This window comes from Mobilitalea sibirica (assembly GCF_015999265.1).
Classification (GTDB): domain Bacteria; phylum Bacillota; class Clostridia; order Lachnospirales; family Lachnospiraceae; genus Mobilitalea; species Mobilitalea sibirica.
In genome coordinates, this window is the sequence record NZ_JAEAGR010000001.1 from 228,766 (window position 1) to 246,538 (window position 17,773).

General features: G+C 34.2%; 16 protein-coding genes. All 16 read left to right on the top strand.

Features of this window, described 5'->3' with window-relative positions:
• Positions 1 to 321 precede the first annotated feature (321 nt).
• The gene (locus I5677_RS00970; RefSeq protein ID WP_197659685.1) at positions 322 to 1,215 is read left to right on the top strand and encodes a phosphotransferase enzyme family protein; all 894 of its coding nucleotides are present in this window, start codon (positions 322 to 324) and stop codon (positions 1,213 to 1,215) included.
• Positions 1,216 to 1,304: 89 nt separating this feature from the next.
• The gene (locus I5677_RS00975; RefSeq protein ID WP_197659686.1) at positions 1,305 to 1,733 is read left to right on the top strand and encodes a GNAT family N-acetyltransferase; all 429 of its coding nucleotides are present in this window, start codon (positions 1,305 to 1,307) and stop codon (positions 1,731 to 1,733) included.
• Between the two features lie 118 nt (positions 1,734 to 1,851).
• Positions 1,852 to 2,244: a VOC family protein gene (locus I5677_RS00980; RefSeq protein WP_197659687.1), complete on the top strand. Its 393-nt coding sequence runs from the start codon at positions 1,852 to 1,854 to the stop codon at positions 2,242 to 2,244.
• A gap of 216 nt (positions 2,245 to 2,460) precedes the next feature.
• Positions 2,461 to 3,207 (top strand): NERD domain-containing protein, encoded by a 747-nt coding sequence (locus tag I5677_RS00985; protein WP_197659854.1) that lies wholly within the window; start codon positions 2,461 to 2,463, stop codon positions 3,205 to 3,207.
• Between the two features lie 332 nt (positions 3,208 to 3,539).
• On the top strand, positions 3,540 to 6,020 hold the full coding sequence (locus I5677_RS00990; RefSeq protein ID WP_197659688.1) for an AAA family ATPase: 2,481 nt from the start codon (positions 3,540 to 3,542) through the stop codon (positions 6,018 to 6,020).
• Positions 6,021 to 6,033: 13 nt separating this feature from the next.
• Positions 6,034 to 7,059, top strand: coding sequence for a 5-methylcytosine-specific restriction endonuclease system specificity protein McrC (gene mcrC / locus I5677_RS00995; protein WP_197659689.1), 1,026 nt, complete (start codon positions 6,034 to 6,036; stop codon positions 7,057 to 7,059).
• Between the two features lie 294 nt (positions 7,060 to 7,353).
• Positions 7,354 to 7,959 (top strand): hypothetical protein, encoded by a 606-nt coding sequence (locus I5677_RS01000; RefSeq protein ID WP_197659690.1) that lies wholly within the window; start codon positions 7,354 to 7,356, stop codon positions 7,957 to 7,959.
• 109 nt (positions 7,960 to 8,068) lie between these two features.
• Positions 8,069 to 8,416 carry a cupin domain-containing protein gene (locus I5677_RS01005; RefSeq protein WP_197659691.1) on the top strand — a complete coding sequence of 116 codons (348 nt, stop codon included), beginning with the start codon at positions 8,069 to 8,071 and terminating at the stop codon, positions 8,414 to 8,416.
• 303 nt (positions 8,417 to 8,719) lie between these two features.
• Positions 8,720 to 10,096 (top strand): bifunctional metallophosphatase/5'-nucleotidase, encoded by a 1,377-nt coding sequence (locus I5677_RS01010; RefSeq protein ID WP_197659692.1) that lies wholly within the window; start codon positions 8,720 to 8,722, stop codon positions 10,094 to 10,096.
• Positions 10,097 to 10,415: 319 nt separating this feature from the next.
• On the top strand, positions 10,416 to 11,807 hold the full coding sequence (locus I5677_RS01015) for a Y-family DNA polymerase (protein WP_197659693.1): 1,392 nt from the start codon (positions 10,416 to 10,418) through the stop codon (positions 11,805 to 11,807).
• 12 nt (positions 11,808 to 11,819) lie between these two features.
• Positions 11,820 to 12,281 carry a YolD-like family protein gene (locus tag I5677_RS01020; RefSeq protein WP_243456453.1) on the top strand — a complete coding sequence of 154 codons (462 nt, stop codon included), beginning with the start codon at positions 11,820 to 11,822 and terminating at the stop codon, positions 12,279 to 12,281.
• Positions 12,282 to 12,908: 627 nt separating this feature from the next.
• Positions 12,909 to 13,349, top strand: a complete 441-nt coding sequence (locus I5677_RS01025; protein WP_197659856.1) for a MarR family transcriptional regulator — start codon at positions 12,909 to 12,911, stop codon at positions 13,347 to 13,349.
• Positions 13,342 to 13,923, top strand: a complete 582-nt coding sequence (locus I5677_RS01030; RefSeq protein WP_197659694.1) for a flavin reductase family protein — start codon at positions 13,342 to 13,344, stop codon at positions 13,921 to 13,923. The genes I5677_RS01025 and I5677_RS01030 overlap by 8 nt, the downstream gene beginning before the upstream one ends.
• A 296-nt stretch (positions 13,924 to 14,219) precedes the next feature.
• Entirely contained in the window at positions 14,220 to 14,873 is a 654-nt protein-coding gene (locus I5677_RS01035; protein WP_330617767.1) for a redox-sensing transcriptional repressor Rex, read from the top strand.
• Positions 14,874 to 14,969: 96 nt separating this feature from the next.
• Positions 14,970 to 15,908, top strand: a complete 939-nt coding sequence (locus tag I5677_RS01040; protein ID WP_197659695.1) for a LysR family transcriptional regulator — start codon at positions 14,970 to 14,972, stop codon at positions 15,906 to 15,908.
• Positions 15,909 to 16,405: 497 nt separating this feature from the next.
• Complete coding sequence (locus tag I5677_RS01045) at positions 16,406 to 17,581, top strand: iron-containing alcohol dehydrogenase (protein ID WP_197659696.1); 1,176 nt, start codon at positions 16,406 to 16,408, stop codon at positions 17,579 to 17,581.
• Positions 17,582 to 17,773: the final 192 nt, after the last annotated feature.

Below are 17,773 nucleotides of genomic sequence, written 5' to 3' on the forward strand. Positions count from 1 at the left end.
GGCTTTTGAGGATGTCTCAGTGGTGTAATGATATAACAATATCAGTTCACATTTTGATAAGTTAAAATAAATATAGAGCACTCTATCACGTTAAAAATGGTAGAGTGCTTCTTTTTATGCAAGAATTTATGTAAAAATGAGGTGTAAGTCCGTGGTGTAAGGACATAGAAAACTATCAAAATATGAGGATGATATATTTTTAATTAGCAAATTATAGTAGAACTATGGATATTTTTGGGGTATAATTAATTATTAATAGCTCGTGAATTGTCGAGTACGAATTTATACGATAATGAGAATGCATATTTGGAGATGATAAAAATGATTAATTTAACAAAAGTGTTAAAGAACTGGGGATTTCAAGAAGTAATAATAGAGAATCAATTCCATGAAGATTCATCCAGACAAATATTTTCATTCTCGGTTAATAATCAACGCATGTTGTTAAAAGGTATTCCTGATGAAATATCAGAAAATGTGATTAAAGGTAATGTATCAGCACATGAATATTTAGGAAACCAAAAGCACATTGCGCCTGATATTATATATACACCAGACGGAAATTGTTATATTCATGAAGACGGATTTTGGTTTTATGTAATGGAATTTGTTGAAGGACGGCCTTTAGAGGAAACCGTCGAAGATGAATATTCACTTGGAAAGATTGCCAGACTAGTTCATTCCTATACAGATTATCAATATTTATCGTCTCTTGATGCTGATAAAAAAAGATTTTATGAATGGTTTACTGATAAAGAATTCAAGAAAGAATTTGATTCAATTCTTAATCAATTACCTGATTTTACAAAATATGACCAATGCTTTATTCATACAGATTTGGGTCCACACAATGCGATGATGAGACTAAATGGCCAGGTAATACTAATAGATTTGGATGACTCGGGTATTGGTAGCATGCACCTTGACATTGGTTGGGCTTTTATTATGCAATTCGTGGAATATAATCGTGAAACTGAGGAAATGAAGTATCGTTTTGACTTAGCAATGGCTTTTTTGCAGGGATATTATGAAAATGAAAAAATATCTCGTAATGAATATGATTTGATTTGGCAAGGTGCGATTTTTATGCACATATCGTATATGAAAGTTTTTGGACCATACGCTGTAAATCCATTATGGAATATATTAAAATATGGGATGTGTCAAAAGGACAAACTTTGGGATATGTTAATTCAACAAGAAACATTCATATGATAGATTTTTTCGCTCATTTTAGAATGATAAATATAGGTCGTACTCGTTACAAAATGCGAACTGAAGCATATTATTAGTGGAGGTTATTTATGATTATTACATATAATGACACAAAAAAAGATTTACCTGTTGAGCAATTACATCATTTGTTTTTTTTAGCAGGTTGGGCAGGTTCAGAAATTACTCCAGACCCAGAGATATTAAAAAAATTTAACATTCCTTTTATTAACTCAACTTTAGTGATTTCTGCATGGGAAAATGAACGCTTAATTGGAGCGGTAAGGGTGTTGAGCGATATGTTTATCAGGTCAGTAATTTATGATTTAGTAATTGACCCTGAATATCAAAACAAGGGAATAGGAAAGGAATTGGTAAAAAGGTGTATTGAACATTTCCCAAACTGCGAGTGGTTAGTTCAAACAGAAAAACATATATCAGGTTATTATGAAAAAATCGGATTCAAGATTTATAATGACGTGGTTTTAACCATACCGTCAATATATCAACGTACCGAATAAGCATTACACGAAATAAAGCTGGCTCATAATATATAGATAATGTGTCGGAACCGTATGAAAATTACGAACGACAAATTTGAATTTACTAAATTGATGATTGAGTTTTTGGAGGAAAAAGATGAAGATTATTACACAACTATGCTTTGCAGGAACTTCAGATGAGGCGTTGAAACTATACGAAAGGGCGTTCGGCTGTACAGTAAAGACACTAATCCACTATCGTGATGCGGTAGCTTATGGGTGGGAAAAGCCGAATGAGGAAATAAATGATAGGGTATATCATTCAGAGATTATGTTCGGTGACTATGAAGTGCGACTGATAGATTTGGACAATTCCGAAAAGACTGAGCTTACGCAAAAAGTTACAATGTATGTTGGGTTTGATACAGAAGAAGAGGTCAGAAACGTGTACTCTGTGCTAGCGGAAGAGGGTACAATTACCAGAGAACTGACATGCCCACCGTATATGGTAATAATTGGTGAGTTGGTGGAATTCCTACTGATTCGGTAACAAGGAACACAAATATCCTTGTCCTTGGAAATAATGATTATTGTTCATCGATTAAGGACGGAAAGTCAAGTAAGCAAAAGAAAGCTGAAGAGATGATTTTAAAGGGGAATGACCTAATTATTATCAGTGAGAAATCATTTTATGACATGCTGTAGTGATAGAATAGGAACAATTCACAAATTGTAATATGGGTAATATATTAGGGGGGCATTTATTATGGGAGATTACATAGGATATTTATATTTACTGGCTGCCGCAGTACTCGGCATATTAATAAGAATACTAACTCCAAAAGTGAAAGGCTGGTTTGGTGAGACTTTAGTAGCCAAGCTTTTATCAGGATTACCAGAGAATGAATATAAAGTATTAAATAATATAATGCTGGAAACTGATTATGGGACTACTCAAATAGACCATATTATTGTGTCCATATATGGTATATTCGTTATAGAGACTAAGAATTACAAAGGCTGGATTACCGGTAATGAATTTGCTGACCAGTGGACAAAGAACATGTACGGAAAGAAATATAATTTTAGAAATCCATTGAAACAAAATTATGCGCATGTGAAGGCTTTGGAAGCTTTATTGAACTTAAAGGAAGATATATTTATACCTATAGTAGCTTTCTCATGGAATACTGATATCAAGGTAAGAACAAGTACGCCGGTAGTATATATTAATCAACTTAAAAAGATTGTATTGAGCTATCATCAAGAGAAATTAAATATAAATGACATTCAAGATATAGCGAACAGAATTATATCAGCTAACGTGGATTCGAAGGATAACCGAAAGGAACATATTTCTTCTATACGTAAAAAGGTTAGTGATGCTGAAACAAAAATTTCTAATAAAATATGTCCTCGTTGTGGTGGAGAATTGGTAAAACGAAAAGGTAAATACGGTTCTTTTACTGGGTGCAGCAATTATCCTAAGTGTAAGTATATGTTATATAATTAGTGATGGTAAATATGAAAGAAGAGTATTGGTTTTGTAAATGTAACAAGATAAAAAAGTCGTATGCTGTGCTTTCTGATGCTGGTTGTTGGGAAGTATGTTGTTTATGCAAGAAGGTAATAAAGGAAAGTTTAGAATTGTATGATTCTTACGTTAAGAAAGATAAAAATGATTTTGCAAAACTAATTTATGAAGAAAATATTAGAATTAGTAGTGAGAGTTAGAGTTTATTCGTATGTAAATATTATAATGATAGTGATGAATCCTAACGAAATATTCTAAAGGACAAAAGCCTAACTGGTATTAAACAGAATACAAAGGAGAATGTAAATATTATGACATTACATGAAAAATTATCTATTCAAACAGAAATGAACCCAGATGCTCATGATGGCGCATATGAATTAGTAAGAGAAACAGTTAATGCATTAGCAAATGTAAATCCGGAAGAGCTAGGAATAGAAGATTTGGATATGCTCTATTTGATGGGGATAGGTACATGGAAGTCTTCCTACCAAAAGAAGAAAGAGAAAATTAATAAAAGCCATTTAAGTCAAAGTGAAAAAAATCGACTTTTGAATTTGGTTGATAAATTGCAGGAAAATGCAAAAAATCATCAGTATGAGAATTCAGGCAATAATGGTTCCATAGGTATGTTTGGTACAGGCTTCTTTACATTTAATAAGGTTTCTAAAGATGATGCCAGAAGGTTTATTAGATTATGTATTGAGATAAGTAGAATAGATGATGATGAAATAATATTTGAAAAGACACATGAGGTGCTGAAAAATAACATCTATGGAATGGGTATTGCTTCTGTTAGTGAAATACTTCATTATCTAAAGCCTTTTACATTTCCTGTTCTAAATAACAGCTCAGATGCAGGGTCAATTGTATATAAGTCACTTGATATAAATTTACTTAAGCCAGGAGAACTTCCTTTTTATATTCAGAATGTTAAAAAGATTAAAGAATACAGGGATAATAATTTTAAGTTTAAAAACTACAGAATACTTGACACGGTTTTATGGGATATAGATACAGATAACACAAAAGCGTGGTTACTAAATGTTTTCATAAAAAATAAAACGGTATGGGATTATTGTAAAGAAAACAATTGCTTTGCAATGCAATATGAGTATGATGTTCAGGATAACTCATCTGTGACCAGAAACATTAAGGTTGCCAAGGATGTTAAAATAGGCGATTATGTATTAGCTTATACAGGAGACCAGAAGGTTCTGGCTTATGGTATAGTAATAAAAGAATATTATGAAGAGAAGGATGATAGAAAATTTATATCATCAAATGAAAAATGGGCGCAACGAATAGGGGTAAGGTGGGAGAAGATTTCATCGGAGCCCATTGTGATAGATGATTTTAATAAAACTTTAGAGGTTATGGAGACTAATAAGCTATCTGTACAAGCTATTAATCAAATTTCTAATACAGGGTATAAGCGAGCCGTAGAAATTATTAATAGTCAATCCGTAATAGAGTATGATGAAGCGGAAGATAGCCAGAAGGTCAATTATTGGTGGTTAAATGCAAAACCGTCTATATGGAGCTTTGATAACATTAATATTGGAGAAAAAATAGAATATACCTCACATACAGATAAAGGGACAAAAAGAAATGTGTATAAGTACTTTGATGAAGCCAAAGTAGGAGATTTGGTAATTGGATATGAAACTTCTCCTACAAGAGCTATCGTTTCTCTTTTAAAAGTAAGTAGAGAACATAATGGTGAAACAGTTGAATTTGAGAAGACAGCTAACTTGCTTAGACCAATTCCCTTGGATGAAATTAGGAGTGAAAAAGTATTAGGTGAAACTTTAGAGGCGATACAGGGATCAATTGGGAGCTTCTTTAAAGTGAAAGAAAATGAATATGAGATTATCATGGAGATGATAGAGGGTGAAGAAGTAAAAACCCCGGATGTGTATACTAAAGATAACCTATTACAGGAAGTTTTTATTAGTGAAGAAAAGTATGAAGATATTATTTATGACTTAGAACATAAGAAAAACATAATCCTGCAGGGACCTCCTGGAGTAGGTAAGACATTCGTTGCTAAAAAGTTGGCATATTCACATATGAAGCTAAAAGATGACTCTAAGATACAAATGATTCAATTTCATCAGAACTATTCCTATGAAGATTTTATACAAGGATTCCGCCCAACTGAAGATGGCAAATTCAAACTAAAGAATGGTATTTTTTATGATTTTTGTAAGAAAGCGCAGAGGGATAAAGAGCATAATTATTATTTTATTATTGATGAAATCAACAGAGGAAATCTGAGTAAAATATTCGGAGAACTGATGATGTTGATTGAGTCTGATAAACGAGGAAAGGAATATGAGATACCATTAACATATGCCCAGAGTGAGGATGATAAATTCTATATCCCAGATAATCTGTATTTAATAGGTATGATGAATACAGCTGACCGCTCCTTAGCTATGGTGGATTATGCATTAAGAAGACGTTTTTCTTTTATTAGTATCAATCCTGCATTCTCAACAGAAGCGTTTCGGAATTTTATGAAGGAAAAAGGAATAGAGGATTTTCTTCTTAATAAAATCATTACTCGTATGGAACATCTAAACAAGAAAATAAGTGATGATAATAAGAACCTAGGAAAAGGATATAGAATCGGACACAGTTACTTTTGTATTACTCCGAAGCAAGGGGAATCGCAGGATAAATGGTACCGTAGAATTATTCTCTCTGAGATAAAGCCACTTCTTCTGGAATATTGGTTTGACGACGAGGAAACAGCAGAAACTGAAATCGATTATTTATTATCATAGGAAAGGTAATCTTATGCCAGACAGAATACCTATAAAAAACATCTACTTCATGCTGTGTTATGCATGGGATAGATTAAAGGAAAAAGATATTATAGATACAGACAAGATTAGAGGCAATGACCTACTTGACCTTTTTGCTAGGGTGATGATAAGCGGAACAGAATATCTTATCAAAAGGGGGTTTGATAGGAAATACATTAATAGGAATGAGACAATTCCATCTATCAAAGGTAAAATAGATTTTACATCTTCTATGAAAAGAGTTACATGGATGGAGGGAAAAATGACATGTGATTATGATGAATTGAGTCATAATATTCATCATAACCAAATCATTAAGACCACGATAGAACTATTAATAATGAACAAAGGTCTGGATGAAACTTTAAAGGATGATTTGGCCAGATTAAGCAGATATTTCAGGGATATTAATTCTATTGTAATCAACAAAAAGACCTTTCGTGAGATACAGATTAACAAAAATAATCAATATTATGAATTTGTGTTGAAGGTCTGTGAGATTATCTATGATAATATCTTAGTTGATGAGCAGACCGGTGAAACGAAATTTCGGGATTTCTTAAGAGATGAGAGACAGATGGCATATCTTTATGAAAACTTTGTACGTAATTTTTATAGAAGAGAACTGGAGGAATTTAAGGTTTCAAGAGAAAATATCGGCTGGGATGTTGTTGGAGATGCTACCTATTTACCACAGATGCAAACTGACATATCTCTTACGTCTAAGGACCGAAAGATAATAATAGATACAAAATATTATGCAGAAGTTTTTACATCAAATCTGGGTTCAAAAAAATTAAGGTCAAATAACCTGTATCAGATATTCTCATATTTGAAAAACGGAGAGGCAAAAGGTGGTTTAAATTTACAGACTGAAGGAATTTTATTGTATCCAATGGTAGATGAGGAAGTAGATGCAGATTTTCTAATACAAGGGCATAAAGTTAAAATTAGAACGGTAAATTTAAACCAGGACTGGAAGTTGATACATAATAGACTACTGGGAATTCTACAGTAACAGTTATGCCTGTAGAAAATACAGGGAAATAACGCCACAGACTAGCGGATGTTACAGGTGAAAAATCTTTAGTAAGATATAGAATTGAAAGAAACAGTTAGAGGTTAAGGTATTCCTAATATTAATTTTATCACAATAACCATTGAAGTGAATATTCCCGAGGGAGCTATTATTGTTGATTATCTGCTTTTTGTTCAAAAGATACATACTGATATTATTGAAATCTGTAGAGAAGTTGAACATCATGGTCTGGAGTAATACATATTCTGGACATTAAAAATTAGGAGGAACTCTATGGCAAGAAAAATGTGTCCCAAATGCGGAAGTCGTGATACCGCTCATATATTATGGGGTATGCCGGCGATGTCTTTAGAACTTGAAGATGAATTAGAGAATAGAAGAGTGGTTCTTGGTGGGTGTTGTGTTCCGATGCCTGAACCGAGGTATCATTGTAATGAATGCAAGGATGACTTTGCATATCGCAGAATATTTGGGGGAATTATAAAAAGGTTTCATTGCAGTATTGGAGGTTTTTTTGGTCGGAATTATGTCTGCGGCTTTGATATTGAGAAATATGGCCTTTGTCTAAGATATGTTTCAAATGAAGGGATTCATCTTGATGTTGATGAAGATGGGTTTTTTCAATCAGATATTAAGCTTGAAATTCCTTTGTCAGATGACATGATAACAAGGTTCACTTATGACGTAATGAAATGTTATCCAGATGAATGGAAAAAGAAATATATAGATAAAGACATCTTGGACGGCTATTCTTGGGAACTTGATATAGAATTAGATTCTGGAGAAAAAATAGCAAGCTATGGAATTAATAAGGAGGCACCTTATTGGAAATCGCTGATAAAAGTCTTGAAGAAATATGGAATTCCGGAATTTGAATAAGCTAGTAAAGATGGTTGATAAAAAGTTTTTTGTAGAATAGAAATTAGTAATTATATCCCCCAATTAGGGTATATTAAAGTTTAAGCTAAATTAAAGGAGGATTTTATCTATGAACAAGTATATTTTCAATGATTATTTTCATGAGCCACAAGGAAAAATCGCTAAGCGGATGATTTTCAAAAGCGATAATGTAATTGCCTTTGTTCTAAATATCGCAAAAGGTGAAATACTACCGGGACATACACATCTGGAATCAACCCTTTTCCTGCAGGTCATGGAGGGTAATGCCAGGGTTGTAACAGATGGCAATGAAACCTCGTTGCAGGTGGGCGAGTTAATGCAGGTTGATGGGCAGGAAAGCTTGCAGGTTATAAACACTGGTGAAGATGTCTTGCGCCTTTACGTCACAATTTCACCAATGGGTTCAGAGGCCTTTGCAACTGATGCCAATGTTTAATGACTTAACTTTATCTTTCCATATGATAATGTGGCTTCTGAAAGGACAGGATTAAAGACCGGTTATGAGTTTGAAATAACTCATACAGTATGTTGGTTTCATATTGTTTTAGCTATTTATTCTTCACAATGTTTTCATAACATGTTATAATATAATTAGAAAAGGCAATCGCCACAGGGTGGTTGACCAGTATAAGATAGTAAAACCTTCCTGACTCGCCAAAATACAGGGAAGGTTTTTTACATTAATGACAAATTAGGTATAAATAAATGTCAGTAATGCGATTATGATTGGAGAAGGAAAATGAAATTAACGATACTACATACCAACGATATCCATAGTAATTATGAAAATTTTTCTAAGATAGTTACTAAGATAAAAGAACTTAAGGACAATAATACGATTATATTAGATGCCGGAGATTTTGCGGATTTCAAAAGGATTGAATTACAGGGAACCGATGGAATGGCTGCGATGGAGTTACTGGAGGGTGCAGGGTATGACGCCTTAGCAATCGGTAATAATGAGATTTTTCCTGGGATTGATGTCTTAAAATATATGGCAGCTAATTCAAAAGTTCCGTTATTAAGCAGTAACTTATACGGTCCTGATGATAGCTCTATTGAAAATGTTAGGAAAAACATCATTATTAAAAAAGGTGATTTGAAGATTTTAATCATAGCTGCCTCGCCTTATTTGGGCTCCTTTACAAAATTACTTGGATTTTCTATGAAAAATTATTTGGAGGTTATCCGATCTGAGATAAATGCACATAAAGATAACTATGACCTGTGTATTTTATTATCCCATCTAGGGATGGATACGGATAAGGACATAGCAGAAAAGATAGAGGGTATTGATATTATCATAGGTGGGCATTTTCATATCTTAATGGAGAAACCGGAGATAGAAAATGAGAAAATTATTTTTACTTCCGGAGCATACGGTGAACATGTAGGAAAGCTTGTAGTGGAAGTAGATAAAGGAAAGGTAAAATTGATTGAAGGATGTAATATCAATGTTCTTCAGTGTAAGGAATCTGATGAAATACTGGATGTTTTAAAGAACAACAAAGAAAAGGCGATTGATAAACTGAGTGAAACAATTTGTAAAGTCAGTAGGGATATATGGCATGATGTGGTGGAAGAGAATCCTATGACGAATCTACTGGCAGATGCTTTGCAGGATGTGTTTAAATGTGATATGGCAATTATAAATAGTGGTGTAATTCACGGGGGAATTAGACAAGGGAATGTGTCGAAGAAAAAGTTGATAGAATTATGCCCTTCTCCTTTAAATCCCACCAGTTTTCAGATACAAGGAAAGGACTTATGGGAAGCCTTACAAAATTCGTTGGATACAGATTATTGCTATGCAGATGGTAAGGGACCGGGGTTTCGGGGCAAATATTTGGGTAGACTTCATGTTTCTAATGCAGCGATTGAACATAATGGCAGAAAGATACTAGGCATATATATTAGTGGTGAAAAACTGATAGCTGAAAAATGGTATACTGTAGCATCCTCGGACTATCTTCAAAGAGGAACCGGTTATCGCTCATTAGCGATGAACAAAGATGAGAAGTATAAAAAGGAGTTCTTAAGAGAGATTATACAAGAATACCTAGAAAAAGAAGAGTTTATAGAGAAGGCGTTCCATGACCGCTGGATTATAAAATAAAAGCAAACTAGGTTAATGAAAAAAATAATAATTTTTTGACATACTACTAACAATTAATAAAAATAAAACCTTCCTAAATCGAAGTACAAGGAAGGTTTTTATGTTGGTTAAGATATATGGTTGCCTGAATTATAATATAAAAACGGATCACATAATGCTGTTGACGAGTTGTTTGCAGCTAACAATAGTAGTATAATTAAGACACGGATGTAACGAGTAATAGATCATAATATGGGTCTTCCATTCAATTAGTTTAGACGGGTTGGTTGTATGGAAGCTATAAAGAGACTTAAGAAACCGAGGAAAGGAGGTAGTGAAGATGTCAAATACAAGAGCAGCGACACAGGAACATATTTATATTGCAATCGATTTGAAATCATTTTATGCCTCCGTTGAGTGTATTGAAAGAGGACTAAATCCCCTGACTACCAATCTTGTGGTAGCGGATCCGGCTCGTACAGAGAAAACTATCTGTCTTGCAGTATCCCCATCCCTGAAGGCATATGGTATACCTGGCAGAGCACGGTTATTCGAGGTTCAACAAAAACTTAAGGAAATAAAACAACATACAGGGGAAGAAGTAGAATATATCATTGCACCACCTCAGATGGCACGCTATATCGAAGTGTCAGCAGATATTTATGAGACCTATCTAAAATATATCAGTCCGGAAGATATTCATGTATACAGCATTGATGAGTGTTTTATGGATGTAACGAATTATCTAAAGCTTTATCAGATGTCTGCAAAGGAATTGGCGGTGAAAATAATTCATGATGTACTTCATAAGACTGGAATTACTGCCACCGCAGGAATTGGAACCAACTTGTATCTCAGTAAGATTGCTATGGATATCGTTGCAAAGCATGTAGATGCGGATTCAAGCGGAGTTCGTATTGCTGAACTGGATGAGCTGACCTATCGTAGATTATTGTGGGATCATAAACCGATCACAGATTTTTGGAGAGTTGGTAAAGGTATCGCCAAAAGACTTGAACATAATGGTCTGTATACGATGGGTGATATTGCAAGAACCTCACTGTATAATGAGGATTTGTTATTTAGGATTCTTGGAATTGATGCTGAATTATTGATTGACCATGCCTGGGGATATGAACCCTGTGGAATGGAAGAAATCAAATCCTATAAACCCAGCACAAACAGCATTTCATCAGGACAAGTCTTACAGTATCCCTATGATTTTCATAAGGCAAGAATTATTGTACAGGAAATGACCGATTTACTGGTATTGGAACTAGTGGATAAGGGAATGGTGACAGATAGTCTGACATTGACCATTGGCTATGACAGAAGCAGCGTCGATGAAGGAAAATATAAAGGGGAAGTTACTTATGACCGTTATGGTAGGGTGATTCCAAAATCCGCTCATGGTACTGCGAATCTTAATACAACAACCAGCAGTACCAAGAAAATCATAACGGCACTTTTGGAACTTTACGATAGAATCGTATCCAAAGAACTTATGATTAGGCGGGTGACTCTTAGTGCCAATAATCTTGAGGAAGAGAGATATGAGCAATATGATTTATTTACAGATCCGGTAGAACTGGCAAAAGAGCGTAAGATGCAGGAGGCTATGCTTAGTATAAAAAAGAAATTTGGAAAGAATGCTATTTTAAAGGGCATAAGTTTAGAAGAGGGTGCTACCACAATGGAAAGAAACAACCAGATTGGTGGACACAAAGCGTAGGAGAGATTAGATATGGTAAAAAACCCGGTTTCGTTGGATGCTAAAGCTACTCATAAATATGATGACATTATTCATATAGAATATCCATTGAAAAGTTCAGATATAATCAAACATCCAAGAATGACGGTAGAAGAACGGGCAAAGATATTTGCTCCTTTTGCGGCTCTAAAAGGCTATGAGGAGGCAATTACTGCAAAACAAAAAATCATTGTACCCCGCATAGAATTGTCAGAAGAAGCAAAAGAGTATTTGGATTTACAGCTTGGAAAGATTGAAAGGCTACTAAGAAAAGGAAAACACCCAATCGTTACAGTTGTGTTTTTTCAAAAGGATAAAGTGAATAACGAAGGAGAGTATATTCAGTTTACCGGTATGGTTGCCAAAATCAACCGGACATCACGGATACTCCAAATCGTAGAAAAAAGACTGCAATTGGATGATATATATAATATTGAGAGCGAGGATTTGGACTAAGATGGTACTAATTCAGCCAAGATGCCTATTTACTAGTAACTTTTACAAATCACTAGGATTTAAACAACATTCGCATTATACCTTTTATTGGCATAAAAACTAATTTAGGATTGTGTTGTAGAGTAAAAATACTCAGTATTCCTGTATTCATAGTATTAATGATAACAGCAATCAGATTATGATAAATTATAGGATAATATACATAATTATTACAATTTCTATTATGCTATAATAGATATAGCATAAGTAATATAGGGTATTGAGCAAGAAAGAAAATATTACTAAGGATTTTTCTTTTATTAATAGAAAATGTTTGAATAATAATGTTTGCATTTATTGTCTTTATAATTCTATTTTTATTTGACCCTGAAAATGTAGATTTAATTATTGAATCATTAGAAAGAGAAAAAGAGGTTGTGTTGAAATCACATCCCAATGTTACTATTAAGAGACAGTACAAATGAGCCTGCCGATTTTTCGGCGGGCTCTTCTTTTTGGTGATATTAGGAAATGTATAAATAATAAATACAAGTTATAATTGAATACATGAATATCCATTGACACTAAAGGTACTATATAGTATGATACTATATAGTAATAAAATAAGAAGGAGTGCTAGAATTGAATATAAAAACACAAGGAGGCTTTTTGATTTCCCAGATTAAGCAACAGGCAGGGCGAATATTTGAAAAAATTCTAAATGAAAAGAATATTGATGAGTTTAACGGCGCCCAAGGACGTATCTTATATATCCTTTGGCAAAACGAATCAATTCCTATCATTGAATTGTCGCAAAAGACTGGATTAGCGAAAACGACCCTTACCAGTATGCTTGATCGAATGGAAAAATCAGGTCTTATAAAAAGGATATATGATAAAAAAGACCGACGTAAAACCTTGATTATTCTTACTGATAAAGCCCGCAATCTTCAACAAGCTTATAATGAGGTTTCATCTCAAATGAATGATATCTATTATAAAGGTTTTACAGAGGAGGAAATCGTCCAATTTGAGAATTACTTATTAAGAATATTAAATAATCTAAATGGAGGTAGTAATAATGAGTAAAATATCAGTACCTATAACGAACAATTTTTGTCCGCAAACCCTTTTCCTGTATGGCACATATAAAGAGGATGGTACGGCCAACTTTGGATTATTCTGCTGGCTTAGCTATATCTGGGACAGTGAATTGGGAGTGATGGCATGTATTGGCGGTGACAAGTTAACGAAGGATCGTATTAAACAAACCGGGGTATTTTCCGCTAATCTTGTAACTGAAAAATTGCTAACTCTGTCTGATTATTTTGGAAATAAGGATGGATATTCAAGAAATAAGATGAATATTAAGATTGATACGGTTAAGGGTATTAAATTAGATGTACCGATTCTCACGGATAGTCCTTTATCTTTTGAATTACAAGTCTTTAAAAATGTTGAGCTGAAGGATGGAGAAGTTTTCTTGTGTAAAATTCGCAATGTATTAATGGATGAAAAGCTATGCAATCAGGATATTAGCATAGAAGAAAGAATAAAAGAAATAGCACCGGTTAGTACAACATATCAAACTTATTTTTCATGGGATGGCAATAGGCTCGGTGGATGGGGAGAACTACAGGAAGGACTGCCCCATTCAATATAACATTTAAGCTGACTAGGCTTATTACATAAAGTTTGCTTGTTAGCACTCTGCAGATTATATTTATTGTAGGGTGCTTCTTTATGCCCAGTATCATATGTATATGTACACAATTTTTCTTTGGCGGATTGTAAAACAAGTGTTAAGTGTTAACGACTTCATAATAGTTGCTCACTAAACTATGTTTAAATATCTCTGAAGATTTAATTAAGTAGTTGTGGTCTAAAAATAGATTGACTTATATCAATATCGGTAATAAAATATCGATATACCAATACTGATAAATAGGGGTGGATTTAGTGAAGAATGAAAAAAGAAATACGATTACCACACAGGCACTGCGTAGAATGCCATATTATATTCAACAATTACGAATCTTACAGTCTGAGAATGTCGAAACAGTTTCAGCTCCTAAAATTGCAGAGAGGCTAAATCTAAATGAGGTTCAGGTAAGAAAGGATTTTGCTGCGGTCAGTTCTTCAAAGGGAAAACCAAAAGCAGGTTTTTCGGTTAATGATCTAATTGATAATATAGAAGAGCTGTTAGGATATAACAATGCTGATGAAGCTGTAATTGTCGGAGCGGGGTCTTTGGCACAGGCAATTTTAGCTCATGAAGGTTTTCGTAAGTTTGGTATCAATATTGTTGCTGCTTTTGATGTGGATCCCTATCGTATCGGTTCTACCATAAATGAGATTAAGGTATTATCTTCGGATAAAATAAGTGATTTGTGTCGTCGTATGAATATCCATATCGGTATTATTACGGTACCTGCAAAAGAGGCACAGGTTGTATGCGATCAACTGGTTGCGGGTGGTGTATTGGCCATCTGGAATTTTGCTCCGGTACATCTATCGGTCCCTGACCATATTCTTGTACAAAATGAAAATCTGGCGGCCTCCCTTGCTGTGTTATCGAAGCACCTAAAACAGGCTATGAAGGAAAAGAGATAGATAGCCTTGACGACTAATACACCGAAGTGTGTTTAAGTATGAATGATGATGGATTTAGACAACAATGTAACTAGAATAGTGGAAAGTAGGTAGGAAATGAATACACTGCATTTAAAATATGCAATTGAAGTAGAAAGGACATGTTCTATAACCCAAGCAGCAGAAAATCTTTATATGGGACAGCCAAGTTTAAGTAAGGCAATAAAGGAACTAGAGGATACCCTTGGTTATTCCATATTTGAGCGAACATCTAAGGGAGTAACACCTACACAAAAGGGTGTTGAGTTTCTATCCTATGCAAGAAATGTACTTATTCAGATTGAGAAAATGGAAGCTCTATCTGATACTTCCAATACTAATATTCAAAGCTTTAATATATCTATACCCAGAGGAAGTTATATCGCAGATGCCATTACAAGTTTCGTATCCGAACTGGATATAAACAAGGAAATCAATGTAAATGTACAGGAAACGAACTCAATACAGGTAATTAACAATATTATAGATGGTCCGTTTAACCTTGGAATTATCCGCTACCAGACAGAATATGAAAACTATTTTTTTGATTATCTTACAGAGAAGCAGCTAAGGTATGAGCCTTTATGGGAATTTGAATATCTAGCTCTTATGTCAGAAAACCATCCGCTGGCTCATAAAGATAAGATAGATTATCGGGATTTTAAGGGGTACATAGAAATCGTTCACGGAGATACAGCAATTCCTTATATCATGCAGAGCAACGGGATGAAAACGAAGAGAACGGATAAAACCTCGAAACATATATTTGTATATGACAGATGCAGTCAGTATGATATGCTATCTTCCATAACCAGTACATATATGTGGGTATCACCAATACCGGATAAATGGTTGAAACGATATAACCTAATACAGCGTAAATGTAAAGCTTCCGGCCACAGATATAAGGATGTTTTTATATATCCTAAGGATTATATTTTTACAGAGCTAGACAGAAGATTTATTGATAAGTTTTCAGAAGAAAAGAATAAAGTGTCTTTTAAAGACTACAAATAGCAGCAAAAATATAAATAACGGTATATCGATATTCCAATATCGATATACCGTTATTCATTATCTGATATCACAAGAATTCATAATTTGCTTAATCTATCATTTAGTAAATATGCATTGGTTTAATTGATAAGTTTGCATGAAGCTTATCTATCTATATTCTTTCTACCTAGAATAATTGTATTTAAGAATAACTATAAAATGGAAATGCATTTCCCTTTTCCGGAGAAAAGATATATCGATAATGGAATATCGATATATAGAATTTGCATTTCATTTTTTGGTTAGGCATTGTTAAAATATAAACAAATCAATAATTAAAGAAACAAGAGAGAAAAAGTAAGGGAGAAAGAAACAAAAGAACTACAACATTCCCCAAAAATAAATACATTTCAAACTGACCGGTAAAGAATAAATATTAATACAGATAAAACAAGAAAGTACTAATCCTTTTAAGCAAGGAATTAACCATACATTACATAAAACAGGAGGTTATAAAAATGGCTAGATTTACAATTCCCAGAGATCTCTATCACGGTAAAGGATCACTTGATGCATTAAAAACTTTAAAAGGAACGAAAGCAATCGTAGTTGTTGGCGGAGGAAGCATGAAGCGTTTCGGTTTCCTTGATAAAGTAGTTGACTATCTGAAGGAAGCAGGAATGGAAGTAAGACTTTTTGAGGGAGTTGAACCTGATCCATCCGTTGAAACCGTAATGAAGGGTGCTTTAGCAATGCGTGAATTCGAACCAGACTGGATTGTATCCATCGGTGGAGGATCTCCAATAGATGCTGCAAAAGCTATGTGGGCATTTTACGAATATCCGGAAACTACTTTTGAAGATCTTTGTATCCCATTTAATTTTCCCACACTTCGTACAAAAGCAAAGTTCTGCGCGATACCGTCTACCTCCGGTACGGCGACTGAGGTTACTGCATTTTCCGTAATTACTGATTATCAGAAGGGTGTAAAATATCCTTTGGCTGATTTTAATATAACACCCGATATCGCAATCGTAGATCCTGATCTGGCAGAAACCATGCCCCAGAAGCTTACGGCACATACCGGTATGGATGCAATGACCCATGCAGTGGAAGCTTATGTGTCAACAATGAATTGCGATTACACTGATCCGCTGGCCTTACAGGCAATAAAAATGGTTAGCGAGTATTTAGTCAAATCTTATCAGGGGGATAAAGAAGCCCGTGCTAAGATGCATAATGCACAATGTCTGGCTGGTATGGCCTTCTCCAATGCGTTACTTGGAATTGTTCATTCCATGGCTCATAAGACAGGCGCTGCTTTTTCCGGCGGACATATTGTTCATGGTTGTGCAAATGCAATGTATCTTCCTAAAGTTATTAAATATAACTCTAAGGATGAAACAGCAGCGAAAAGATATGGCGAAATTGCCGCATTTTTAGGACTGGAACCTACAGCAGATGCATTGATTAATCATCTGAATGCTTTAAATAGAGCACTTGATATTCCCTCCTGCATTAAGGATTATGAGGATGGCATCATAGATGAAAAAGAATTTCTTGAAAAACTTCCTAAGGTGGCAGAGCTTGCAGTAGGTGATGCCTGCACAGGATCTAATCCGAGAGCAATTACCCCTGAGGTAATGGAAAAATTATTGTATTGCTGCTATTTTGATACAGAAGTTGATTTCTAATCCTTAACATTTGATTTTGTCGCAAACATAAAATGTTAACGATTTGAAGATAAGGCTGCAGCTGAAAAGTTGCAGCCTTTTTATGCTTGAAGGTAATAGAAACATGTTTAAAGTACGTTATTGTTTATCTATTAATTATATATATGTATATCGAATAATTAATAAGCTATGTTAATTATTTATTATTTTGTT

What these genes read in the sequence shown, in the direction of transcription:
- mcrC (WP_197659689.1), top strand. Translation starts at nt 6,034, where the DNA reads ATGCCAGACAGAATACCTATAAAAAACATCTACTTCATGCTGTGTTAT.
- I5677_RS00980 (WP_197659687.1), top strand. Translation starts at nt 1,852, where the DNA reads ATGAAGATTATTACACAACTATGCTTTGCAGGAACTTCAGATGAGGCG.
- I5677_RS01005 (WP_197659691.1), top strand. Translation starts at nt 8,069, where the DNA reads ATGAACAAGTATATTTTCAATGATTATTTTCATGAGCCACAAGGAAAA.
- I5677_RS01045 (WP_197659696.1), top strand. Translation starts at nt 16,406, where the DNA reads ATGGCTAGATTTACAATTCCCAGAGATCTCTATCACGGTAAAGGATCA.
- I5677_RS00975 (WP_197659686.1), top strand. Translation starts at nt 1,305, where the DNA reads ATGATTATTACATATAATGACACAAAAAAAGATTTACCTGTTGAGCAA.
- I5677_RS01030 (WP_197659694.1), top strand. Translation starts at nt 13,342, where the DNA reads ATGAGTAAAATATCAGTACCTATAACGAACAATTTTTGTCCGCAAACC.
- I5677_RS01020 (WP_243456453.1), top strand. Translation starts at nt 11,820, where the DNA reads ATGGTAAAAAACCCGGTTTCGTTGGATGCTAAAGCTACTCATAAATAT.
- I5677_RS01040 (WP_197659695.1), top strand. Translation starts at nt 14,970, where the DNA reads ATGAATACACTGCATTTAAAATATGCAATTGAAGTAGAAAGGACATGT.
- I5677_RS00985 (WP_197659854.1), top strand. Translation starts at nt 2,461, where the DNA reads ATGGGAGATTACATAGGATATTTATATTTACTGGCTGCCGCAGTACTC.
- I5677_RS01010 (WP_197659692.1), top strand. Translation starts at nt 8,720, where the DNA reads ATGAAATTAACGATACTACATACCAACGATATCCATAGTAATTATGAA.
- I5677_RS00990 (WP_197659688.1), top strand. Translation starts at nt 3,540, where the DNA reads ATGACATTACATGAAAAATTATCTATTCAAACAGAAATGAACCCAGAT.
- I5677_RS01015 (WP_197659693.1), top strand. Translation starts at nt 10,416, where the DNA reads ATGTCAAATACAAGAGCAGCGACACAGGAACATATTTATATTGCAATC.
- I5677_RS00970 (WP_197659685.1), top strand. Translation starts at nt 322, where the DNA reads ATGATTAATTTAACAAAAGTGTTAAAGAACTGGGGATTTCAAGAAGTA.
- I5677_RS01000 (WP_197659690.1), top strand. Translation starts at nt 7,354, where the DNA reads ATGGCAAGAAAAATGTGTCCCAAATGCGGAAGTCGTGATACCGCTCAT.